The sequence below is a fragment of the Yoonia sp. JB2-21 genome (assembly GCF_055693545.1).
Genome location: NZ_JBVFUC010000001.1, coordinates 604,767 through 628,363 on the forward strand (window position 1 = coordinate 604,767; position 23,597 = coordinate 628,363).

General features: G+C 56.1%; 24 protein-coding genes and 1 pseudogene. 7 read left to right on the forward strand and 18 right to left on the reverse strand.

What is annotated here, in order from left to right; translation table 11 throughout:
- Window positions 1-10: 10 nt before the first annotated feature.
- The 11 genes from ACZ1G5_RS03035 to ACZ1G5_RS03085 form a co-directional block, all read right to left on the reverse strand.
- Window positions 11-502: a copper chaperone PCu(A)C gene (locus tag ACZ1G5_RS03035; RefSeq protein ID WP_472731448.1), complete on the reverse strand. Its 492-nt coding sequence runs from the start codon at window positions 500-502 to the stop codon at window positions 11-13.
- A gap of 63 nt (window positions 503-565) precedes the next feature.
- Window positions 566-925: a hypothetical protein gene (locus tag ACZ1G5_RS03040; protein WP_472731449.1), complete on the reverse strand. Its 360-nt coding sequence runs from the start codon at window positions 923-925 to the stop codon at window positions 566-568.
- 64 nt (window positions 926-989) lie between these two features.
- Window positions 990-1,730, reverse strand: a complete 741-nt coding sequence (locus tag ACZ1G5_RS03045) for a leishmanolysin-related zinc metalloendopeptidase (RefSeq protein ID WP_472731450.1) — start codon at window positions 1,728-1,730, stop codon at window positions 990-992.
- A gap of 98 nt (window positions 1,731-1,828) precedes the next feature.
- A complete protein-coding gene (locus ACZ1G5_RS03050; protein WP_472731451.1) occupies window positions 1,829-2,776 on the reverse strand; it encodes a 2-hydroxyacid dehydrogenase in 948 nt (315 codons plus the stop codon).
- Window positions 2,773-3,111: a tRNA-binding protein gene (locus tag ACZ1G5_RS03055; protein WP_472731452.1), complete on the reverse strand. Its 339-nt coding sequence runs from the start codon at window positions 3,109-3,111 to the stop codon at window positions 2,773-2,775. Before ACZ1G5_RS03055 ends, ACZ1G5_RS03050 begins: the two co-directional genes overlap by 4 nt.
- On the reverse strand, window positions 3,104-3,919 hold the full coding sequence (gene proC / locus ACZ1G5_RS03060) for a pyrroline-5-carboxylate reductase (protein ID WP_472731453.1): 816 nt from the start codon (window positions 3,917-3,919) through the stop codon (window positions 3,104-3,106). Before proC ends, ACZ1G5_RS03055 begins: the two co-directional genes overlap by 8 nt.
- Window positions 3,920-4,008: 89 nt before the next feature.
- Window positions 4,009-5,232: a type 2 periplasmic-binding domain-containing protein gene (locus ACZ1G5_RS03065; RefSeq protein WP_472731454.1), complete on the reverse strand. Its 1,224-nt coding sequence runs from the start codon at window positions 5,230-5,232 to the stop codon at window positions 4,009-4,011.
- A gap of 110 nt (window positions 5,233-5,342) precedes the next feature.
- Window positions 5,343-7,454, reverse strand: coding sequence for a TRAP transporter permease (locus ACZ1G5_RS03070; protein WP_472731455.1), 2,112 nt, complete (start codon window positions 7,452-7,454; stop codon window positions 5,343-5,345).
- A 60-nt stretch (window positions 7,455-7,514) separates the two neighbouring features.
- Complete coding sequence (locus ACZ1G5_RS03075) at window positions 7,515-8,528, reverse strand: TAXI family TRAP transporter solute-binding subunit (protein WP_472731456.1); 1,014 nt, start codon at window positions 8,526-8,528, stop codon at window positions 7,515-7,517.
- A gap of 121 nt (window positions 8,529-8,649) precedes the next feature.
- Window positions 8,650-9,987, reverse strand: a complete 1,338-nt coding sequence (locus ACZ1G5_RS03080; protein ID WP_472731457.1) for a sigma-54-dependent transcriptional regulator — start codon at window positions 9,985-9,987, stop codon at window positions 8,650-8,652.
- A gap of 1 nt (window position 9,988) precedes the next feature.
- Complete coding sequence (locus ACZ1G5_RS03085) at window positions 9,989-11,662, reverse strand: sensor histidine kinase (protein ID WP_472731458.1); 1,674 nt, start codon at window positions 11,660-11,662, stop codon at window positions 9,989-9,991.
- Between the two features lie 231 nt (window positions 11,663-11,893).
- Between ACZ1G5_RS03085 and ACZ1G5_RS03090 the strand changes: the two genes are divergently transcribed.
- Window positions 11,894-12,268, forward strand: coding sequence for a VOC family protein (locus ACZ1G5_RS03090; RefSeq protein WP_472731459.1), 375 nt, complete (start codon window positions 11,894-11,896; stop codon window positions 12,266-12,268).
- A 56-nt stretch (window positions 12,269-12,324) separates the two neighbouring features.
- Here the strand turns inward: ACZ1G5_RS03090 and ACZ1G5_RS03095 are convergent, their stop codons facing one another.
- Entirely contained in the window at window positions 12,325-12,828 is a 504-nt protein-coding gene (locus ACZ1G5_RS03095; protein ID WP_472734263.1) for a type III secretion system chaperone family protein, read from the reverse strand.
- Window positions 12,829-13,060: 232 nt separating this feature from the next.
- On the opposite strand from ACZ1G5_RS03095, the gene ACZ1G5_RS03100 reads away from it, so the two are divergent.
- Complete coding sequence (locus ACZ1G5_RS03100; protein WP_472731460.1) at window positions 13,061-14,092, forward strand: M42 family metallopeptidase; 1,032 nt, start codon at window positions 13,061-13,063, stop codon at window positions 14,090-14,092.
- 130 nt (window positions 14,093-14,222) lie between these two features.
- Here ACZ1G5_RS03100 and ACZ1G5_RS03105 read toward each other — a convergent pair.
- The 3 genes and pseudogenes from ACZ1G5_RS03105 to ACZ1G5_RS03115 form a co-directional block, all read right to left on the reverse strand.
- Window positions 14,223-15,603: pseudogene (locus tag ACZ1G5_RS03105) on the reverse strand (IS1182 family transposase).
- Between the two features lie 241 nt (window positions 15,604-15,844).
- The gene (locus ACZ1G5_RS03110) at window positions 15,845-16,081 is read right to left on the reverse strand and encodes a hypothetical protein (protein WP_472731461.1); all 237 of its coding nucleotides are present in this window, start codon (window positions 16,079-16,081) and stop codon (window positions 15,845-15,847) included.
- A gap of 203 nt (window positions 16,082-16,284) precedes the next feature.
- Window positions 16,285-16,530, reverse strand: coding sequence for an accessory factor UbiK family protein (locus tag ACZ1G5_RS03115; protein ID WP_472731462.1), 246 nt, complete (start codon window positions 16,528-16,530; stop codon window positions 16,285-16,287).
- 105 nt (window positions 16,531-16,635) lie between these two features.
- On the opposite strand from ACZ1G5_RS03115, the gene lgt reads away from it, so the two are divergent.
- The 5 genes from lgt to ACZ1G5_RS03140 all read left to right on the forward strand — a co-directional run bounded on the left by lgt (window position 16,636) and on the right by ACZ1G5_RS03140 (window position 20,650).
- A complete protein-coding gene (gene lgt, locus ACZ1G5_RS03120) occupies window positions 16,636-17,514 on the forward strand; it encodes a prolipoprotein diacylglyceryl transferase (RefSeq protein WP_472731463.1) in 879 nt (292 codons plus the stop codon).
- On the forward strand, window positions 17,511-18,569 hold the full coding sequence (locus ACZ1G5_RS03125) for a class I SAM-dependent methyltransferase (RefSeq protein ID WP_472731464.1): 1,059 nt from the start codon (window positions 17,511-17,513) through the stop codon (window positions 18,567-18,569). The genes lgt and ACZ1G5_RS03125 overlap by 4 nt, the downstream gene beginning before the upstream one ends.
- Window positions 18,566-19,321: a peptidoglycan editing factor PgeF gene (pgeF, locus tag ACZ1G5_RS03130; protein WP_472731465.1), complete on the forward strand. Its 756-nt coding sequence runs from the start codon at window positions 18,566-18,568 to the stop codon at window positions 19,319-19,321. Before ACZ1G5_RS03125 ends, pgeF begins: the two co-directional genes overlap by 4 nt.
- A gap of 235 nt (window positions 19,322-19,556) precedes the next feature.
- Window positions 19,557-19,718: a hypothetical protein gene (locus tag ACZ1G5_RS03135; protein WP_472731466.1), complete on the forward strand. Its 162-nt coding sequence runs from the start codon at window positions 19,557-19,559 to the stop codon at window positions 19,716-19,718.
- 140 nt (window positions 19,719-19,858) lie between these two features.
- Window positions 19,859-20,650, forward strand: coding sequence for a Hint domain-containing protein (locus ACZ1G5_RS03140; protein WP_472731467.1), 792 nt, complete (start codon window positions 19,859-19,861; stop codon window positions 20,648-20,650).
- Here ACZ1G5_RS03140 and ACZ1G5_RS03145 read toward each other — a convergent pair.
- From ACZ1G5_RS03145 to ACZ1G5_RS03155, 3 genes are read right to left on the reverse strand one after another with little or no spacing between them, the layout of a single operon-like run.
- Window positions 20,633-22,009 (reverse strand): MATE family efflux transporter, encoded by a 1,377-nt coding sequence (locus tag ACZ1G5_RS03145; RefSeq protein WP_472731468.1) that lies wholly within the window; start codon window positions 22,007-22,009, stop codon window positions 20,633-20,635. The two genes, ACZ1G5_RS03140 and ACZ1G5_RS03145, sit on opposite strands and share 18 nt — an antisense overlap.
- Window positions 22,010-22,051: 42 nt before the next feature.
- Window positions 22,052-22,936: a nickel/cobalt transporter gene (locus tag ACZ1G5_RS03150; protein WP_472731469.1), complete on the reverse strand. Its 885-nt coding sequence runs from the start codon at window positions 22,934-22,936 to the stop codon at window positions 22,052-22,054.
- Complete coding sequence (locus ACZ1G5_RS03155) at window positions 22,918-23,568, reverse strand: DUF1007 family protein (protein WP_472731470.1); 651 nt, start codon at window positions 23,566-23,568, stop codon at window positions 22,918-22,920. Before ACZ1G5_RS03155 ends, ACZ1G5_RS03150 begins: the two co-directional genes overlap by 19 nt.
- Window positions 23,569-23,597 lie beyond the last annotated feature (29 nt).

Consider the following 23,597-nt stretch of genomic DNA (forward strand, 5'->3'; position numbering starts at 1 on the left):
CGGAACAACGCTAGTTGCTCATCTCATGCGTGCTGTGATCCATTTCCATGGCATCTTCTGCCCCGCGTTCTTCGACATTAAAGATCACATCAAGCGATCCTGCCTTTTCGAAGACAAGCGTTGCCGGAAAGCTCTCTCCGGCCTCAAAGGGGTCCCCATCCAGCCCCATGAACATCACGTGAAGACCTCCGGGGGCTAGTGACACCGTTTCTCCGGCCGGAATTTCCACTGCATCAACATGCATCATGCGCGCAACATCGTCTTTCATCTCGGTGGTGTGCAGCATGACACGGGGAAAGTCCGCCTCAACCGCGATAAGGCGCTCCATCTCGGCGCCGTTGTTTGTAATCGTGAGGTAACCACCACCTGACATCGCAGTGGCTGCCGTTTCAAAGGTCATCGGATGATCAACGACAAGGTCACCGATCTTATATTCATGTGCTGTCGCGCCGGTCGCAAAAACACATACAGCCGCTGTAGCTGCAATAGACAAAAGTTTCATTGGGGGTCTCCAATATTTGCGACCAAATGTGGCCGCGCGTTTGATAGGCAGAGTTCTGATTAGTCAAACGAAGGGTGGCGCGCGGACCCGGTGTGACCGTTCCAGCGTCAGCGGCAAAGCGGTCAATAAGGGCGTGCAGGATGAATCACGCTGATCAAAAGCAAGGACCAAACCATCATCCGAATGGGCAGACAGAAGAGTGGTGCCATCAACCACGCGGCATGCATCACAAGTGTGCGTGCTGGCTCCAAATTCAAAATCACCACAAAGATCACTAAGCGTGCCGCCTGCGTCGACATAGGCGCGCAGGGTTTCATCAATCTGCTGCGGAGCAACGCGATGGGCGAACCCCGATCCCGTCATCGCGAATAAGATCGCAATAACAACACTCAGGCGCGCAGGAAGGGAAAGCAAACGTGGCATATTGATGCCGGTATAGGATGTCAGGCAACAACCGACCAGACCGATTAATTGCGACGTAAAGTCCCTAGCACGGTGCTACGCGAGGTACGGGTCGATCAACGCGGCAAAGATCACAAATTCGCACCGCCTCTGTGATGCCCATCAATGCCAAATCGCGAAATGTTGGCAGGGCATACGGATCAGCGACAGCATAATCTACGGCATAGCCCAGATCCTCGAATGACGCGATGGACATCCGGCTCAGAGGCCTGTTCGTGCCAGACAGGAAACCTGTCAATAACTCATCCCCGAAAACCAGCTCGCGCCAATGACCTTCGCGTGTGCCGACGCCACCGGTATTCGCAAGCGGGACGAACGGGCCATCATCAGGCGCAAGCGCTGCAAATTCGCGGGCAGTAGCACGCCCGGTAAAACGCGGATCATTTGTGCCAGAACCGTTGACCAGATCGGCCATGACCCAAAGAGTTCCGAATCCAAGCACATGCGCCATTTCATGCAAAATCACATCGGCAAAACTGCCTTCGGCCTCAAGCCGCGCAATATCGGCATCATCAAACTGCATGATGCCTTTCGCGGGCAATCCGGTGTCTTGGCGCAACACGGTCGGCCCTGCCTGACCCAGCACACCAGCATCGCCATCTATGGGTGTGATACTCGCGTCAATCATCAAACCGGTGAGTGTGTCACCGTCGATATCGATCGGGTCAAAGCCCGTATTCATAACGCCGTCCCACCGTCGCGCCGCCGCTTCAAAGACATCGCGACGCACAGCGGACACCGGATTGATGAAATTGATCGTAATCATTTGCCTACTCCTTTGACATCAGAGGCTACATCAAATCCGATCATTCTGAGCGTTTGGTTCTTGCTGCTGAAAGTCGCGCGCAAGAAATCGCCAGCCTTTCACACGGCCTGCGGCAAAGGACGGCCGTCGTCCCACGCAAAGATGTTATCGAGCGCCATTTGGCCCATCGCTTCGCGAATTTCGAGGGCGGCCGTGCCAAGATGTGGCAGCAACACGACATTTTCCATTGCACGCAAAGCGTCCGGAACGGTGGGTTCTTTGGCAAAAACGTCCAGACCCGCACCCGCAATCTGCCCCGTTTGCAAAGCCGCAATCAGCGCGTCTTCGTCCACGACATCACCACGGGCGATATTTACAAAGATCCCGGTTGCCTTCATGGCTGCAAGTGCGGCAGCATCAATCAGATGCGTATTCCCGCCACCGCCTGGAACCGTGACAACGATGACGTCACAAGCGCGCATCAGATCCGCTAAGGTTGCGACCTGCTCGGCCGGAAAATCGACGGCCTTTGGGGAGCGATTGAAATATTTCACCCGCATTCCAAAGCCAAAATGACAACGGCGCGCGACGGCTTGGCCGATGCGCCCCATTCCAACAATGCCAACGGTCTTGCCTGTGACATGCGTCCCCAACATCTGTGTCGGGGCCCAGCCGTCCCATTTGTCGGCGCGCACTAAGCGCTCGCCTTCCCCTGCCCGGCGACAGGTGGACAAGATCAACGTCATACCGATATCTGCGGTTGCATCGGTTACAACATCCGGCGTGTTTGACACCGCGATGCCCGCTTTTGCCGCAGCCCCAACATCAATGTGATTGTAGCCCACACCAAAGTTTGCAAGTACACCACAACGCAGATCACCGTTAAAAGCCTGCGCCGAAAACTGGTCACCCAAAGTCGGCAAGATCGCATCAAAGTCACGTAACGCAGCGGCTGCCTCAGCCATCGTCATACCGTCATCAGCATCGCGTACAGTCACATCATAACGCGCCCGCGCCGCAGTAAGGTTTGCGTCCGGCAAGAGCCGCGTAATCAGAAGCTTTTTCAATGCAGGCGCCCTCCAATCGGCACATCCCGGTCGGGGCCAACAAGAATAACCTCTCCGTTTTCGTCCGGCATGCCAAGGACTAGCACCTCGGACATGAATTTGCCGATCTGGCGCGGCGGAAAGTTTACAACCGCCATAACCTGCCGCCCGACAAGCGTTTCCGGGGTATAGTGCGCGGTAATCTGGGCCGAGGTTTTTTTCTCGCCAATCTCTTCGCCGAAGTCGATCCACAGTTTGATCGCGGGCTTACGCGCCTCAGGATAGGGTTCAGCTCGCAGAACCGTGCCGACGCGCACATCGACCTTCACAAAGTCATCAAATGCGATCTCACTCATTGGCCAACTCGCGTGATCGGGAAGCCGCAGCCGCCACCGCGCGGCGCAGCAACGCAGGGAAACCGGCGTCATTGTCCATCAGGACCTCCAGCGCTGCTTGGGTGGTACCGTTTGGTGAGGTAACATTCACACGCAACTGTGCAGGCGCGTCATCCGCATCCTCTGCCAATGTCCCCGCACCACCAACGGTTGCTTTGGCAAGCTGCAAAGCAAGACCAGCCGAGAGGCCCTCGGCCTCGCCGGCTGCTGCCAACGCCTCAATTAAAAGAAACACATAAGCTGGGCCTGATCCCGAAACCGCTGTCACGGCATCCATCTGGGCTTCGCTGTCGAGGCGAACAACTTCCCCAATCGCCAAAAGCAATGCCTCTGCCAGATCCACGTCGTCAGGTTTCGTGTGCGCATTACCAATCAACGCAGTAATGCCCCGCCCAATGGCGGCGGGCGTGTTCGGCATTGCGCGGATGATCGGTGTCTTTTCACCCAGCGTTGTCTCAAAGGTCGCAATCGAGGTGCCGGCTGCAATAGAGATAAACAGCGTATCTCCATTTCCAAAACCCTGCATGACCGGCAGCGCGTCCGCCATCATCTGCGGTTTCACTGCGATCAGTACAATTGCAGGGTTGGCTGGAAGGTCGCCGCCAATCTGCACCCCCTGTGCCAAAAGCCACTCCGAAGGTTTGGGGTCAATGACCCAAACAGACGTTGCAGGAAGGCCCGTGCGCAGCCAGCCTTCCAGCATAGCAGAGCCCATCTTGCCACAGCCCAACAACACCAAACCGCGCGCCGCGACATCATTCATATTCATGGCTAACCTCTTGGATACGTCGCAAGAGGTTAGCCAAAGGCGTCGTGGGTTGGAAGATGCGAATTAGATGGCAGTGGCCCTCGGATGGGTCAGTTGCTTTGATCGATCATACCCGTGACCAGCTCATAAAGCTCTTCCGCTGGCAAACCACGCTCAGAATTCTCGGCGATCCATGACGAAGCTGCAGGTGCCGCAACAGCGTTGTCGATCGAGGCCAATATCTCGTTGTTGATGGTCAATTCGATGATGCCGCGTTCCTGAAGCGCAGGCCCCCATGCCTCCATGGTTGCACCATTATAGTGCGACACATAGTGATCGAGCGCCTCGTCAACAGATGAAGTCAACGCAACTCGGTAGGACTCAGGAAGCTGATCGAACGCCGGCGTATTAATGACGACAGGGCAATTCACGGTCCCGGGGTTGAGGTTTGTTGTCCACCAGGTAGCGCCATCAATTGTCCCGAATGACATATGCGCATGTGGCGCGAAACTCACGGCGCGGACATCGCCTGCAATCATCGCATCCAAAACGCCAGTCGCTGGTATGGAAACCAGGTCAGCGCCAAGCGACTCGACGGCTTTGCCGATACCACCAGTCGCGCGGATCGGCATGCCAACAAAATCGTCAAGTGCGATCGGCGGAAAGCCTGTTCCAATAATGTTGTACTGCGGCAAAGGTGACGGCATCAGCAGCGTCGCATTCCAGCGTGCCATGTCCTCCATCGTAGCAGGGTGGCTATAGACGGCCATGGACAAGTCTATCTCTTGTTCAAGAGAGCTGACACCGAGGAAAGGCAACTCCAGTACAGTGATGGATGGGTTCTTATCGGGGTGATAACCGGCGCAGAACTGAGCCATCTCAAAGTCGCCGGCGGCGATGCCATCGAGGTTCTCGCGGCTATCTGAAAGGCCGCCATACGAGAGAGCGAGTGTAAACTGGCCATCCGTTTTTTCAGACACCAACTCTGCCAACCGCTCAACGTGCTCAGTGAAGGCACGGCGCTTGCCCCAAAGCGAGACGTTCCAGACAACGGCGGTCCCCTCAGACACTTCAAGGACAGGACATGCGTCGCCAAAACACTCCACAAAGTCGCGGTCGATGCGCAAAGGACCATAGGGCGACGACAGAACGTAGGCAGTACCTTCGACGGCCATCAGTTCTCCGGTCATATTGATGGCGCCATCATCGGATTTCAGGGTCACCTCTTGCGCGTTGGCGACGGTTGCCGCGCAAATGGCCAAAGTGGCAAACATGCTTTTGGCCAAGCTGTTTTGCATATCAAATCCGCGCTTTTGGACAGTTCTCATCCACATATCATTTTCCTTCTGAAACTGGGCGCCAGCATCTATATGCGGGTCCCAAATACGTTGTTCTGAGGAAGCAACAATACCCAATAACGGGTGAAATTGAGGCGGCTCTTTGTCTACTCTGAGGCGTGCTGTCGAAAGTTGGCATTACGCACGGTTTTTTTACCTTGCTGCACATTCCAGACCAATAGTCCGACAACAGCGGCGGCACCAAAACCGTTGATGATCAGGCTTGTCGGCCAAAGGCAGGCTATGCCCGCCAACAGGCAAAGCAGCCGCATGAAAATACCAAAGGGTTTTTCCATACAACCCTGAAGCGCAGCAGAAATGGCGTAAATCCCGATTACAGCAAAAGCAAAAACGCGCAACATTGCGGGCCAATCGCCCGAAAGCAATGGCGTGTAAGCGAAAAGCAGCGGGACAATATAAAGGCCCTTGGCCAGCTTCCAGCTGGTCACACCTGTCGCCATCGCCGGCGCTTTTGCGATGGCTGCGGCGGTAAAGGCGGCCAAGGCGACGGGTGGGGTCACATTGCTGTCCTGTGACAGCCAGAAAATGATCATATGGGCCGACAACAGCGCCGCCATTGCGACGTTTTGCGGTACCACCAGATCGCGCAAAGGTGCTGCGATTTCCAGTGGCAGGTTTCGTACTAGCGCAGTCGCTTCAGCGTAAGTCACTTCACGGCTCAGCAACTCGGCCTGTTCAGGCACACCCAAAAGCAACACCGCGCGTGCCGCCTCAGAAATGCCCCCAGAAGCAAGCTGCTCGATCACAAACTGATCAGCAATCATACCCGACAGCGCAGGTGCCGAAAGCGTCGCCAAAACGATGTAGGCCGCCGTCACTGGCAACCCCATTCCCAAGACAAGGCTCGCGATTGCGATCAGAGCGACAGCGATCAAGATGTTTCCACCGGCCCAGCCCGCAATCATCAAGCTGAAGGTGTTACCGACACCAGCTGTCGCAATCACGTTAACGATCAACCCGACCGAGCACAGCAAGACAGCCGTCAGAACCATGCTTTTGGTGCCCATGACGAAGGCTTCGTAGATTGCCCGTGGTCCCATTGGATTCTTGGTCAGCCAACTGGATCCGATGACGGCAAGTATCCCAAAAACCGCTGCGTAGGTGGGCGTGAAACCTGCAACCAACATGCCGATCAACGTGCCGATCGGCACGCAAAAGCTTGCGCCGCCCTCCTTGAAAGCAGATGTCAGCGTCTGCCCTTCATCGGGCATGGGTGGAAGGTTGTGACGGCGTGCCTCAATCCGCACGAAAAAGGCGACCGACAAGAAGTAGAGCAAGGCCGGCAACGCCGCGACCGCCACGATTGTTTCGTAGGGAATCTGTGTAAAGCTGGCCATGACAAAAGCACCTGCACCCATAATGGGCGGCATCAGCTGCCCGCCTGTGGATGCGGCGGCTTCCACCCCTCCCGCGAATTTTGGGGCAAAGCCTGCGCGTTTCATCAATGGAATGGTAATAACACCAGTTGAAGCAGTATTGGCCACCGCTGATCCCGAAATAGTTCCGGTCAAACCAGATGCAATGACAGCAACAATGCCCGGGCCACCCACCATGCGCCCGGCCACCGCGCGGGCCATGTTGATGACGAATTCGCCAGCGCCAGACCGCAACAGAAATGCACCAAAAATGATAAACAGAAAGACGTAAGTCGATGAAATCCGGGCGATCGTGCCAAACATGGCATCATCCCCATAGATGGATCGAAAAGCGACTGTCTCTAACGACAGGCCGGGAAATGCAAAGACACCGCCAATATATTTGCCCCAAAATGCAACATAGCTGAGCGCAAGAATGATCAGCGCCGGAATGATCCAGCCAGCAAGGCGCCGGGTAAGCTCAATCGCGCCAAATACACAGATCACTGCCGCGATCCAGTCGGGAAGCGCGAGTTTGACGCCACGGTCATAGATGGCATTTTCAGCGAACGTCAGCCAAACGGCAGCTGTGGCAACGCTGATCCCAATGACAAAATCAAGTGCCACTGGCGCCCCCCGCCACATAGGGAACAGAATGGCGGCAAGTGCTGCAAAGCCTGCAAAGTGAAACGCGTTCCGTTGAAGCTCCGAAATCACGGGGTCAAAAGCCACGTAAATGTGGCCGACGGCAATCAAAAAGCACAAAATGCCCAAGATCGCGTTTGGCGTGTCCGAGAAAGTACGTCGCGCACCGGTATCATCAGGCGTGGGGGCGTCTGCCATAGGTCACCTCAGAAAGTGCATCGGTCCACACCCAAACGGTGCGGACCGACAGGGAGGGCGCTACTGCGCGATCAAACGGTCAGGAATTTCGATCCCAACCTCTTCGTAGTACCTCTGCGCGCCGGGGTGCAGCGGAAGTGGCAAACCCGCAATCGCATTTTCGACAGCCATGACCTTGGTCGCCGGATGGATTGCCTGCAGGAATGGCAGGTTCTCATAGATCGTCTTGGTCAACTGATAGACGTGTTCTTCGGGCAGATCCGCAGTTGTCGCCAGAAAGTTCGGTTGTGCAATGGTTTGCACATCCGCTTCCTGACCAGGGTAAGTGCCAGCCGGAATGGTGAAAGGCGTCCACAAGCCACGTCCACCATCTGCCTGCGCCATCTGCTCTTCGGTAAAGCTCAGCAGTGTCACGTTGTCCCCTGCGGCAGCCATCAATTGGCTGACTGCACCAACAGGCACGCCTGCTGGGATCCCCGCACCTTTGACCTGACCGTTTTGCAACGCTTCGGCAGAGGGGCCGTATCCGCCAAAGACCAGTTCATAGTCTGTTTCAATGTCGACACCAAAGCCGGACAGGATTGTTGCGTTTGATCCGATCGTTCCTGAGTTCTGACGGCCCATCGCCATGGCTTCGCCGGTCAAAGCGGCCAAGTCAGACATCGTGCCAGTTTCGGCAACATCAGAGGCTACAACGAAATGTTCGACGTTCTGCCAAAGCATCGTCACAGAGCGTAGGTTCTCTTGCGGCCCGGACTCTTCGAGGGGTCCGGTGCCACTCGCGGCATAGTAGCCGAAAAGCCCTTGCATGATCCCAAACTGTGCTTCGCCTTCGCGCAGCAGACGGACATTTTCACCAGAACCGGCAGAGCTGATTGCCGACATGCCAATCTTTTGCTTTGGCTCAAGTTTCACTTTGGCCAACGTCGCCAATGCGACACCAACCGGGTAGTAAGTTCCGCCAGTGGATGCAGTCGCAAGCACGTAATTCACGCCTTCATCCTGCGCATAGGTAACCGATGTAGCACCCAGTGCCAGGCATGCTGCCAAAGCAGCTGCGTTCGTCAATTTCATGGTATCCTCCCAATGTTCGAGCCGAAACGGCACGTGAACAAAAGGTTAAATTACCCATACTACCGGCGATATGTGGTAATCCGCAGGTTCTGAAAAACATCTCTGCGGAAATCCGCAGGCCTTAGCCAATCAGTTCAGATTTATCCAAACCCAGTTTGACAATTTTTTCGTTCAGCGTGCGACGACCGATCCCCAATGCCTCGGCCACGGCATCCATGCGCCCTGCATGACTTTTGATCGCTTGTGCGATCAGCGTCCTCTCAAACGAAGCGACGGCCTCTCGCAAGGTCGCGGGGACGTCATCTTGCATCTCATCCATACGCAGGGCGGTCGCGACAGATCCCGAACCCCGCCGCGCAGCGAGTACGCGCCGTTCCGCAACATGACGCAACTCGCGCACATTGCCTGGCCAATCATGGGCCAAAAGCGCTGCAACATCTTCAGGCAGCAGTGGTGGTGGGGTGACCTCATAGGTCTCGGACAGCTGGCGTAGAAAGTGCTCAAACAACAGTACGATGTCGTCACCACGCTCGGCCAGCCGCGGCAATGACAGCTCAAACGTATTCAGCCTAAATAGAAAATCGCGCCGAAAATCCCCACTACCGACCCGGGCCTCAAGATCCTCATTCGTCGCTGCGACCAGTCTAACATTCGTGGCAATCTCGGCGTCGCTGTCCAATGGCTGAACCGTCCCTGTCTCCAGAACACGCAAGAGTTTGGCCTGCACATCGACAGAGCAAGCCCCCACTTCATCCAGAAACAATGTGCCACCATCTGCCTTGCGAAAACTGCCAAGCCGGCCATCGATCCTGCCAAAAATCTGTTCTTCCACCCGTTCGGGCGCCAAGGTGGCACAATTGATCGCCACGAAATCTGCGTCGCTACGTGGGCCAAGTCGGTGGATCGCCCGCGCAATCAGTTCTTTGCCTGTGCCCGTTTCACCGCGAATAAGAACGGTCCCATCAGTGCCTGACAAATCTACGACTTGGCTCTTCAGTTCCGCCACACGGGGGTCTTTGCCCAAGAGCACCCGATCCAGCCCCGAAAGCGATACAAGTTGTTCACGCATACGCCGCGCCGTATCTGCAAGGCGGTATTGCTCGGCGGCATGGCGCATCACGGTCAGTAGGCGACGTGGCTCAAACGGTTTTTCAAGAAATGAATATGCTCCTACCTGAATCGCATCGACGGCCATCGGGATATCACCATGCGCTGAAATCAAAACAAGCGGCGGTCCGCCCTTCCCGATCAAGGCATCCAACACGTCCAACCCCGACATGCCCGGCATTTTGACGTCCGACAACACAACGTCGGGCGCACAGGTTTCCAGCTGGGCCATTGCAGCCGCACCGCTAGAAAATGCCTCGACGCGCCATCCGGCGCGTTCTAGCAAAACGCACAGTGATTGGCGCATCTCGCGATCGTCATCGATGACCATTGCCGCGAAACTGTCAGCCATCTTAAGTACCTCGCTTTGGGAAGGTCAGTGTGAAACACGCGCCGCCGTCGGCACCGTTATGTGCCGTCAGGCTGCCGCCCATTTCTTCGACAATTTGTCCTGAAATCGCAAGGCCAAGACCCATACCTTTGCCGGACGCTTTCGTGCTGAAAAACGGCTCACGCAACTGGCTGATATCCAGATCGCCCACTCCCGGCCCGTTGTCCGTCACCGAGACCGTTACCGCGTCGTCGGTCTCGGAAAGAACAAGCATAACACGCTCATTTCCGACCTCCGCGCAGGCGTCAATCGCATTGCGCAGCAGATTGACGATCACCTGCTCAAACCGATCCACATCGCCGCCAAGCTCCAATGCGACCGTTGGTAGCTTCACCTCGATCTGGATGTGGTCTTCGTCCGCAGAATGCCTCACCAATGCCAGCGCTGATTTGAGAGCATCCTGCACCACAAAACGAACTTGGGGCGGTGTCGTACCCTGTCGCCCGAACGACCGCAATTGATCCAAAAGCCGCTGCATCCGATCAACCAACCCGGTCAGTTCGGGCCGCCCCTCCCCCGGTTTTGCCCCGGTCGCGATTTCATCAGCAACCAGATAGTTGCGCATTGCTGAAATCGGTTGTCCCAACTCGTGCGTAATCGAAACTGACAGTCGCCCGAGTGTTTCAAGCTGGTTCTTTTGTGCGAGTGCGGCCCGCGCGGCGTCCAGACGTTGCTCGGCGCGTTTTCGTTCGTCAATCTCAGCCGTGAGCCTGCTCCGATCTGCGTTTGAAACGGCAAGCGCCCGCCGCAACTGCGACGCCCGGTAAATCGCTGCTGCAACGATCAAGGTGAGGCCTGCCAAGGCGCCTATGGCGACGTACAGGATGGCTTGTCGGCGTATATCACCAACATCCGACAACAAATGAAGCGTCCAGTCTTCGTTTTCGAGGTCCGCTTGGGTCCAAATATATTGCGTGCCATTCAAGACAGCCCGATTGGCGGATTGCGGCGTCCAGTCGAGCGGAAAAAGGGTTTGATCACCAAATTGCTGTTGTTCCTCCAAAGAACGGCGATCAAAAGCGGACAGAGGTGACAAATGTCCATAAATCAATGCGGCATCGGAACTTGTGATCACCACGCCTTGGCGATCCGACACTAACACCAATGCGCCGCTGTCAGAAAGCGCCCGGCTTAGCTCCGCAAATCCGATCTTGACGGCGACGACGCCATGAATTGTCCCATCGGCACTACTGACAGGTTGCGATATGAAATAACCCGGCCGCCCGGTTGTCACGCCCACAGCATAGAACAGTCCCTCATCCCCGTTCAACGCTTCGAGGAAGTAGGGGCGAAAGGTATAATAGTTCCCGACGAGGCTATCGGCCGCCTTATAGTTTGATGAGGCAATCGTCTGTCCGTTAATATCGAGCAGATAAACAAATTCAGCGCCCGACCTGTTTGCAATATCTGCAAGCCGGGGATTAAGCAAAGTTGCGTCACCAGATCGCAAGGCATCGAGCGTGATTTGCTCACTTGCGATGACAAAGGGCAAATGCCGCAGCCGCGTCAGCGCATCATCAATCGAAGACGCAAAGAACTGGGCCTGCTGCGGTGTCCGCTTCGCGGCATTCGCCACAAAGTAGGAATTCAACGCCAGATAACCAAAGACGGCGCAAGCCACAAAAACCACGGCCACCGTTATCGCGAGGGAGCCGCGAAAACGAGAAGCAAAGGGAAGGTTAAGCCGCGCAACAGACATAACACGCTCTATAGCAATAAATGCACGCAAAGGCGCAACTGCTTAAAATGCCTGCTCGGTCACAGAGGTCGTCATTAGCGAGCCGGAAATCCACCACAACAGACATAGTATACAGGCAATGCACGGGCCCATGCTGCAAAATCGAAACATATCGGATATCGTGGTGGAATGAAGAATTCCCGGCGACCCATTTCGTTCATTGCCACAGATGCACCCGACAAGGTGCGCGTCTTTTTCACGGACGTCATAGGGCTCCAACTTATCGAGGAGTCGTCGTTTGCATTGGTATTCGCCGATGGCGAACAGACCCTGCGCGTGCAGGTCGTTCCAGAGTTTGTCCCAGCGCCACATACTGCGCACGGTTGGCAGGTTACAGACATCCAGACCGAGGCAGAGCGACTAATCGCCAAAAATGTTCAACTTCTTTTGTTTAATCATCTTCCACAAGATGATCTCGGCATCTGGACAAGCCCTGATGGCCATAAAATCGCGTGGTTCAACGACCCCAGCGGAAACATTCTGTCATTGACGCAATATGTCTAGGGCGCTTTGTGCGTAGTGCCTGAACAGGTGAACGGACAAAGGGTATCGGGTGGCCGTTAGGCCCGCCCGTACGCTCCACCAATCGCGACCTGAACCGCCTCTTCGGCGGTACGGTCGGCCCATGTGACCAGTTGAATAGCTGGATAATACTGCTCGCAGGCCGCAACGGCGGCGCCGATCATTGTATCAATCTGATCTGGCCCCGCGACCTGATCACCGGTCAACATCAGCCCATAGCGATAAACCATCAGCTGTTGTTCATCCCACCACGTGAATGCCCCTGCCCAGCAGCGGTCATTGATCACGTTCAGCGTCTCATAAAGGGCCGACATCCGCGCTGCGGGCGGCTCCATGTCAAACGTACAAATCAGGCGCAACGTCTCATCGTAAGCGGACCAGGCAAGGGTGATGGAATAGGTGCGCCACTGGCCCTCAACAGCCATTGCGATCTGATCATCGTGGATGCGATCAAATTCCCACGCATGATGTTCTGCGATATGTTCCACGAGATCAATCGGGTGAAGATCATCAGCCTCAAGGTAATGTTCGGACAATGCCATATGCTCGGCCTCACTGCGTTGGCGCATGGGTCATGGCAGTGCCCAAGCGCTAGGTGCCTGCTCTAGGGGCGGTGTTGTTCACCTTTGTTCCCTACTAGATATCGTGGCCCAATCGGGACGCATCTGTAAAGCAATTTCTTGGGGATAATCGCCGCTTGGCGGAAAATTCATGTGGATAATTGCGTTCCGCCGCACCGCAGCGCAATCTGTGCCCAACAAAGGAGCACCCGATATGAATACTGACCTTCTCAAACGTCTTTGCGAAACCCCCGGTGTGCCCGGTCACGAAGAGCGCGTGCGCGATCTGATCAAGTCAGAGATTTCGGGCCTGTTCGATACCATTGAGACTGATCCGATGGGATCGCTGCTTTGCAAACGGAATGCCACGGGCAAAGACGCGCCCAAAGTCATGCTGCTCTGTCATATGGATGAGATCGGTTTTTTGGTCAGCCATATCGACAAGAACGGCTTTCTCTACGTCCTGCCGGTAGGTGGCTTTGACCCCCGCAACCTGTTTTCCCGTCGTGTCTTGGTCTGCACGGATGACGGCGATTTCAAAGGGGTGATGAACCCCGGCGGCAAACCGGTGCATATTTCCTCCCCCGAGGACCGCAAGAAAATCCCTGAGGTGGGTGAGTTTTTCATCGACCTTGGCATGGGCAAGGCCGCGCATGATGTGGTCAAGGTCGGCGACTACGTGGTGATGGACGAACCCTTCCTTGAGATGGGGGACAAGTTTGTGTCCAAAGCGCTGGACAACCGCATCGCCTGCTGGCTGGGGATCGAGGCGATCCGGGCCTTGGGCAAGAAAGGGCGCGGGGCGGAAATCCACGTGGCCTTTACGACGCAAGAAGAGGTCGGCTTGCGCGGGGCGCGCACATCCTCCTTCGCGATCCAACCTGATATCGGGCTGGGCATCGACGTGACCCTGTCGTGTGACACGCCGGGAATACCGGGCAAGGATGTGACAACGACACAAGGCAAAGGCTTTGGCCTGCACGTCCGCGATGCGTCCTTCATCGCAGACAAAGGGCTGGTGCAGGATATCGAAGCGCTCGCCATCAAGCACAAGATCCCCTACCAGCGCACAATGCTTGCGTCCGGCGGACAAGACGGGGCGGCCGCACAACAAGCGGCCGCAGGCGCGCGGGCGGTCGGGATCACGGTAGGGACACGGTATATCCACACGGTGACCGAGATGATCGCAACGGATGATTTGCAGGCGGCGCTGGATATTTTGGTGGCGTATTTGGGGGAGTTTTAGGGGGTCTGCTGTGCGGGACTTTGCTGCCGTTCGGTGCACGATTAGCAATGAACGGTTCCAGCCGATTGTGTTGAAAAACTCGGTTTGAGAAGCGCGATGATGTGAGTGTTTATTGTGGCTGGCGTCGATCTTATGTCATCGCGGGGCGCATTGGGCGCAGTTTGGCGAGTTTGCGGAGGTTTTGGGCGGTTGCGGCGAGGAGGAATTCGTCTTTCGCACCGTTTGGTCCGCGCAGACGCAGGCGGTCGAGCCGCATGATCTTCTTGAGATGGGCGAAGAGCATTTCGACCTTCTTTCGTCGTCTGCTGGCTTCGGCATATGCGTCTGTCTTGGCGATCTCGCGTGCCTTGTCACGCGCCGCCTCATGGACATGCCGTGAGACAATGCGGGCATCTTTGTTGGGCGTGCAGCGTTCTTTGAGGGCGCAGGTGGAGCAGTGTGTCTTGCTGGCGTAGTACCGTTTGATGCCATCCTTACTAACGCCGGTGCGCGGGGTGCGCATCTTACGCCAGTACTTCTTGAGGGGTTTGCCACCAGGGCAGGTGTATTCGTCTGTGGCTGGATCGTAGCGGAACTCGAGATTAGTGAATGTCCCGTCTTTGCGATCTGATTTGTCGATCACTGGAACGTGCGGTTCAATGTCTTGATCGACCAGCCAACCCAGCATGTTGCCTGAACCATAGGCGGTGTCCGCTGCCAGCCGGTCTGGAAAAAGATCGAACCTGTCTCGCGTGCGGGTCAGCATTGTTTGGGTTGCCCCAACCTCAGCCGGACGGATGGCGCGGGTCGCCTCGACATCCAGAATGATCGCATGGTCAGTATCGATCAGATAATTGGTCGAATAGGCAAAGAATGCTGGTCCTTTCAACGCACCTGTCCACTGGCTGGCGGGATCAGAGAAGGATGTGAACTTTGGTGTCGTATCGCTTGCGGCACCAAATGCGGCGTCATCCAATGTCTCAAGATATTCCCGCACGGCTCGCGGAACGACCGCCGGGTCGATCTGCGCGGCCTCCCATTCCGCCTTTGACGCTGAGTATTGCTTGTTGGCATCGGCCTGGATGATGCTGGCATCTATCGCAAAGGTCTCGCCGCCAACCAAACCCTCAGCCATGCAGCGCTCCACGACCGTCTCAAATAGATGGCGGAACAGATCGCAGTCACGGAACCGTCCATGCCGGTTCTTGGAGAAGGTTGAATGATCGGGGATCGAGATCTGACAGATCGAGTTTGCAGAACCAGCGATATGCGAGGTTCAGATGCACCTCTTCGCAGAGCCGACGCTCGGACCGGATGCCAAAGCAGTATCCAACCAGCAGCATGCGGATCATCAATTCCGGATCAATCGATGGGCGGCCTGTGTGGCTGTAGAAATCCGTCAGATGGGCGCGAATGCTGCTGAGGTCAACGAACCGATCAATCGCACGCAGCAGGTGATCTTGCGGGACGTGATCTTCAAGCGAGAACTCATAGAACAAGGCCGCCTGCGCTTCCTGCTTCGGTCCCATCATCGCAATCAACCTCCAGTATGAATACCGAAATTGAATCAGCGATCAGCTCGCCAAACAAGCAGAGTTTTTCAACACAATCTGCGCGTAGCCGCCATTCGCGATTAGAGCAGCACTTGGCTTAGTGGGCTCTAAGCAGACATGTGCAAAACATCGCTGAAATGGCTCCGCGAATTTGGAGATGTCAAAGGACTGCTGTTTTTCTTAAGAGACAGTTGGGCGGAGTTTCCCCCGCCCCCTAGACCTATGCCTCGCCCTTAAACTTCGCGATCATCTCGTCCAGATCGATCCCAAGGCCATCCAGCATCGACAGATCAAACCCTTTTTCTTCGATCATCGCCTTCACGCCCTCAACATCGAGGTTTTCCAGCATGGAGGGGTTGATCCCCAGTTCTTCCATCTTTGCGCCAAAATCAAAGTCGCCGCCAGCGCCGCCACCCATCATGCCTGTCACTTTGCCGATCATATCACCTAGTCCCATCGTCATTCTCCTTGTTTGACGTGTCGTTGGGAGGACAGTCACAGAACAAAGGCGTAGCGTCTAGGGGATGAAGCGGGTGGTTTTCCCCGTGAGTGGCATAAGCTTTGTTGGAAATTGATGTGATCACATGAATTTCGTGAAGAACGTCCCCAATGCGGGGGCTGCCCCGCCGCTTTCTTATCCGTATCAGGGCAAACCCTGACCTACTTCTTCTTGCCTTCCAGCGCCGCCAATCTTGCCGCCAGCGCTTCATTCTCTTCGCGGGCTTTCTGCGCCATCGCCCGTACCGCATCGAACTCTTCGCGCGTCACGAAATCACGGTCAGCCAGCCAGCGGTCCATCATAGATTTCATCGCGGTGTTCGCCTCGTCCTTCGCGCCTTGTGCCACGCCCATTGCGTTGGTCATCAATTGGCTCAGGTCGTCGAAAATCTTGTTGTTGCCTTGCATAGCTTTCTCCAGTTCAGCTTTGACCATATATGGGGTCTGTCGCCCTGCCCCACAACCCAAACCATCCGGTTGACTTTGCCGCACCCGCAGACAAGGAATAGCGCCATGTTTGGTGCTATCCCCTTTCCCGATATCTCGCCCGAGATTTTCTCGTTCACCGTTGCGGGGCGCGAGATTGCGCTGCGCTGGTATGCGATGGCCTATATCGTGGGGATCGCGATTGGCTGGCAATTGATCAAACTGGCGTTGAACCGCCCTGCGCTGTGGCGCAACGGCCCGCCGATGAAGGTCAGCCAGTTAGAAGACCTGCTGACCTATATCGTCGTCGGTGTCATCGGTGGCGGGCGTCTGGGTTATGTCTTTGTCTACAAACCGGCTGACTTTCTGGCCGCCCCTCTCGATATCTTCAAAATCTGGGAAGGCGGGCTGTCCTTTCATGGTGGGTTCTTAGGCGTCGTCGTCGCTGTGTATCTCTTCAGCCGCCGTCACAAAGTGCCCCTGCCCGATCTGGCCGATATCATCGCCGTTGCCGCCACCCCTGCCGTGCTGCTGGTGCGCATCGCGAATTTCATCAACGCAGAGCTTTGGGGACGACAAACCGATGTCCCATGGGGCGTGATCTTTCCGGGCCAAGCCGCCCAAACCTGTGCGACGGCGCTAGAGCCTTGCGTGCGCCACCCCTCGCAACTTTATGAAGCGGGGTTGGAGGGGCTGCTGCTCGGCACCATACTGATCCTGCTGGCCTTCCGCTTTGGCGGCTTGAAGAAATCGTGGCTCTTGTCGGGTGTTTTCTTCATGGGCTACGGCATTGCGCGTTTTCTGGTCGAATTCGTCCGCCAGCCCGACGCCCAATTCGTCAGCGTGGGCAATGAACTGGGGCTGGCTTTCCACGTGAACGGGTACGGGTTGACCATGGGCCAAACCCTGACCTTGCCGATGATCCTTGTCGGCTTGACCGTCGTCATCATGGCCGCGCGCAGATGACGGCCTTGGGTGATCTTCTGATTGCCCGGATCGCCCGGACCGGCCCGATCAGCCTGGCTGACTATATGGCCGATTGCCTGATGCATCCGCAGCATGGCTATTATGCGACACGTGATCCCTTTGGTGCCGCGGGCGATTTCACGACAGCCCCGGAAATCAGCCAGATGTTTGGAGAGCTTATCGGTCTGTCACTGGCACAGGCGTGGCTGGATCAAGGGCAGCCCGCACCTTTCACGCTGGCAGAGCTTGGTCCGGGACGCGGCACGTTGATGGCTGATGCCTTGCGCGCCACCGGATCCATACCTGGCTTTCATCACGCCCTGACGGTACATCTGGTCGAGAGTTCACCGACGCTTCGCGCGGCACAAGCAAAAGCGCTGCCAGACGCGATCTGGCACGACACCGTAGACACTCTTCCCGACGCCCCCCTATTCCTCATCGCAAACGAGTTTTTTGACGCGCTGCCGATCCGGCAATTTGTTCGCGACGGGGACCTTTGGCGTGAAAAAATGGTTGGTATTACGGAAGGTCAGCTTAGTTTGGGACTATCTGCATCAGCGCCAATTGGCTTTTTGCAACATCGCTTAGACGATACGAAAGATAGCGATCTGATAGAGTATTGTCCGGCATTGAGGTCGATCACGTCAACTATTGGCGGTAAGATCGAAGAGTATGGCGGCGCAGCCTTGATCGTTGACTATGGCGATTGGCAATCATTAGGTGATACATTTCAAGCGCTGAAGACACAAAGCCCCGTGGACCCTTTGGCGACGCCGGGCGATGCCGATCTGACGGCGCATGTGGACTTTGCCGCAATCGCGCGCAATGCCGCCCCTGCGCGTTACTCTCGTTTAAGTACACAAGGGGTGTTCCTTGAACGGCTTGGTATCACGCAGCGCGCACAGACGCTTGCAAGTGGGCTGTCAGGCACTGCACTATCATCGCATATCGCTGCACATCGGCGCTTGACCCACCCGGCCGAAATGGGTGACCTTTTCAAAGTGATCAGTATCTATCCGTCCTCTGCCGGACCGCCACCAGGACTAGAGCCATGACACTCGACATTATTACCGACCCGCTTTTGGACGGGACGCCCCATGGGTTTTTTACACGATTGGGCGGTGCGTCGTCTGGTGTTTTCGAAGGGTTGAATTGTGGCTACGGCAGTTCGGACCAGCATGAGATCGTGACAATTAACCGAGCGCGCGTGGCGAATGTTTTGGGTCTCGACGTTGGCAATCTCGCAGGAGTTCACCAAGTACACTCTGCGGACGTGGTAGCAATGACGGCACCGATCAACCCAGCACCGAAAGCTGACGGGCTTGTCACCGCGACCCAGGGTGTCGCGCTGGCGATACTGACCGCTGACTGTCAGCCTGTCCTGTTTGCCGACAAAAAGGCGCGCGTGATCGGTGCCGCCCACGCAGGGTGGAAGGGCGCGCTGCATGGTGTTCTTGAAACCACTATCCAAGAGATGGAAAGACTGGGCGCGCATCGCAGCAACATTGCAGCGGTCATCGGCCCCTGCATCAGCCAGGCGAACTATGAAGTGGGCCCCGACTTTCGAGAGACGTTCCTGACTGCCAGCCCGGAGTTTGACCGCTTCTTCATCCATGGCAACGGTGATCGCTTTCAATTTGACCTACCAGCCTTTGGTCTCGCACAGCTTAGGCACAGCGGGATCGAAAGCGCGTCATGGACCCATCATTGTACCTACGCGGATCCAAAACGATTCTACAGCTATCGTCGCTCGGTTCACAAAAGGCAGGCGGATTATGGCAGGCTGATTGCTGCGATCCGCCTGTAGCTGTCTATATTTAACTAAATGAGGCATGATCTGCCTAGGTTCGTTAACCTACACTTGGCCCATCCTAACCAAGACTCCACTTAAATAAATATGAATCAAAGACTTAGTTGATTTCCAATCGATTAACGGAAACGCGTCGCACATTTCTTTCCTTGGTCAAACTCTCGCCAGTTTGGTCTCGCAAGATACTCTTAATCGCACTCAAGAACGAGTGCACCGAACAAGAGGTATCACGATGAAAAGCCGTTGGCAGAAATCCCTTGAAGCCGCAGTTGCAACCTACGACACACCAATGCCATGGGCGCGGGGTGATGTGCGCAACGCCATGATTGCACGCCGTCAACTCAACACCAACGACGATGTCGAGCCACGCAAGGCCGAAGCGCGCAGCGCCTAAGTCTTTGTGCTGACCGCCTAGGCCGTCATTCACGCGTCGAAGTGTCTGCCTCAAACCGCAGTCCTGAGCAAAAGTAACCAGTTTTCGTGCGTTGTTGGTGGGGCCAACAAAGACCGCAAGACCCACAAAAAGGCTTTCTGATGAACCAGCCCCTTTCAAGTTCAGTATCACGCTCTATCGACATTTTCAGCCAGCAGATCCGGCGCACGCCCGCACAGCGCCAGCACGCAAGGCAGACAGAAATGCAATCTGCACAGCGCAAGTACGAAATTATGTATTTGGACGCAGACCAGCAATTTAATGAATACACGACAATCGCTCGCGCTCACCCCGCCTTTGAAGAAGCGTTCTCGGCTCTTTCCCACAGTGCGATTGTGCAAACCCAAAACGGTCACATGTCCGTCGAAGACGTCATGCCCGGCGACGAGGTCAAGCTTGCCGACGGAAGCTATGAGCAATTGCAATGGCGTGGTCGCATCACACTGACCGCACCCGATGATAGTAGCGAAAGCCAAACCAAAATGCTGACCCGCATCACCACAGATGCATTGGGTTACGCAAAACCGTCGCAAGATGTTGTGCTTGGTCCCGCGGCGCGGCTTTTGCACAAGGCCAGCGGTATTCGCAAGGTCACCGGATCAGACGCTGCCTTTGTTCCAGCTGCTGACTTTATCGACGGAAATAACGTCTTGTCGCTTCGCCCGACGGGCCCAGTGAGCGTTTTCCAGTTTGGTTTTGCCGGCCAACGCACGCTCAGCGTGAGCGGCATTGAGGTCGAGTCGTTGCATCCTGGAACGGCATTTAACCTCGGACTGCGTGGTGACGCCCTCCGAGAGTATCTGTCACTCTTCCCCCACAAACGGTCGTTCGAAGAATTCGGACTGATGGACCATCCACGCTTGCGGATGCGCGATCTAGAGTTGCTGACCTAAACTTTGCGGGGCGATCCTGACGGAGCGCCCCCAAAAACGCCACAGCAACAAGACCGCGGCGACGGCAAGGCCAATCACAAGACCAAGCCACAGACCAATAGCACCAAGACCAAATGTAAACGCCAGCACATAACTGGCCGGTAGGCCGATCACCCAATAGCTGATCGTGGCCATGACCATTGGTACGGTCGTATCCTGTACGCCGCGCAAAAGGCCCAGCGCCAGCACCTGCAGCCCGTCGACAAGTTGGAAAAGTGCAGCGACCATGATCAGGCTCGCTCCAATACGCAGCAAAGTCGCGCGTTCGGCTTCATCAGGATCGATAAACAGGGACACCAAGGTCTCTGGCATGGCCAGAAAGACAACCGAGGTCAGGAGTGCAAAAAATGCCGACATTCCAATGGCGGTGATCCCGCCACGCCGCAGCGATAGTTCGTCTTTGCGGCCCAATGCGCGCCCTGCCCGCACTGTTGCGGCCTGGCTAAATCCGATATGAACCATGAATGTCAGGCTCGCCAATTGGATCGCGATGCCGTGTGCCGCCAACTCAATTGCGCCAATCCACCCCATCATCACTGCCGACGCGCTAAACAAGCCGCCCTCGGCAAGCGACGTCAGACCAATTGGCCAACCAAGCTGAAACACACGCTTCATGATCTCGCTGTCGCTCCGCCAGAAGTTCTTGAACAGCTGAAAACGCGGCAGAATTTTCATGATGTAGGCCACCAGGATCAGCACCGTGATCAGGTTCACCGTCAGAGACGCAATCGCGGCCCCCTGTATCCCCAGTTCGGGCATACCCCAATTGCCAAAAATCAGCGCGTAGTTGATAAAACCGTTCAAAACAGCGGTGCCGATAGTCGCCCATAGGATGATCGCCGTGTGTTCCATCGCGGCGAGAAAGGCTTTCAACGTCATGACGATCAATGCGGGCACCATCTGCCAAATGACGATTTGCAGGTAGATGTGCGCAAGGCTGGCCACTTCTGCATCCTGCCCAATCGCGATAAGGATATCCTCGGCCCAAAAGAACGGGACGGTCACGACAAGCCCGTAAATGATGGACAACCACAACCCCATGCGTGTCACCCGGCGCACTTGAACATCATCTGTTTCTTCGGCAGCGGCGGCGACCAACGGCGTGACAGCCTGTGCAAATCCTGCACCGACAATGAAGATGACAAAGAACAAGGTGCCCGCTATCGTTGATGCGGCCAGCGCCGTCACATCATACCAGCCCAGCATCACGGTGTCCGTGATATGAATAGCAAACTGCGCAAGGTTGCTTAGGATCAGCGGCATCCCCAGCTTCCAAATCGCAGACGTATGCGCTTTGTATGTTTGCGCGACCTTCTCCATCGCTCCAGCCTTAGGCCTGATGCGCGGTTGGGTAAAGCGATATCAGATACTGCGAAGGACCAATTGGCTCGCAAGGATCACCACAATGCTGCCCGCCAATATCTCTGCCCATGCCAATGTGCGTGCGACAGCATCGTTGTTGACCAATTGCAACGCACTTTCCCGAAAACCGACCGCCGCAAAAGCCACCATGACGGTAATGCTCGCTGTGCCGAGCCCCATGATCAGGGCACCGATGATACCGGCCCAATCAATGTCCAGGCGCCATGTCAGTATAAGAAGAAACAGCGCACCTGTGCAGGGTCGGATCGCGATTGTCCCAATGACGATCATCGCCTCACGCAATGACCTGACACTCTGCGCTTGCTCAACCGTTGGCCCATGCGCATGCCCGCATGATGCGCAGACGTCGCCGTCACCCTCGTGGGGATGGTCATGCTTTGATCGCAAGTGTCTGACCCCTCGGACAAACAGCCAAAGCCCCACAAGACCAATCAATCCGTAACTGAGCGGTGCCAGAACGTCGTCGGCGACGCCCGTCATTTGTGCGCGCCCCCAATCAAGTGCAAAAACCGCAAGGTAGACAAGTGCGATCGCACTGAGCGCCTGCGCGAGCGACGCACCCAATGCAAGCCCCGCTAACCGCTTTGCGGGGACGCGCGTCGCTGCACCGTATCCCCCGATGACCAGCTTTCCGTGCCCCGGGCCAGCGGCATGCACAAACCCATAGGCAAAACACAACCCCCACAGTGTGGCCAAAGCACCCGGTTGGCCGGCACGCAGACCGCGCAAAGCAGCGGCCATTGCATTTTGCACATCGCGTTGCACATCGGCCGCGACGCGCATCACCTGATCCGCACCACCAAAGCCCCAGAGCCAGACCATGACGGCAACCATGGTGCCAAGGATCAAAGTGGGCCAGCGCATGTCACAACAATCGTATCGGCAAAGGCATCACCTATTTCGGGGAAGTAGTCATCTGGCCCAACGCTGCTGGGGTCCTGCCCCTCTAGCAGCCTGTCGGCCAAGGCATAGGCGGCATCAATATCTGCGGGGATCACCTCTATGTCGCAATCGTCGCGCCCTTCGATGACAATTGGCTGGCGTAAATCGTAAGCTGTGTAGAATGACGGATCATAGACACGAATTTGTAATGGCGCATCGCGGTCGGGAATGTTTGGAACCGGGCGCAGATGTACTTCATGAAACAACCCGTCAGTGTATGTCATAATATGGTTTTGCTTTGCAGCCAATGCGAGCACTTCTCCCGACTGAGAGACTTCCAGATCGCCACCATAGTCTGGTGGCCATGCTGTGATTTGCTCATCTAGTAAATCCTGCTCGGCCGGGGTTAACAACAGGTCTCCATCCATGTCGATCCCAAGGTCAGTCGTGACCAATAGCGAAAACAGATCGTCGTAAGCCCAATCCAGTTTCACCCCCACGGACCCGTCATCGGCAAAGACAACGGTGACGCTCGCCTCCACAAACACATGAGGATGTGCGGTTGAAGTCAACGGCCACGCAAGCGCGGCAATCAAGGGGGCGGTCAGACGCATGCGGTGTATGTAGGGGCAGTTGCCAAGCT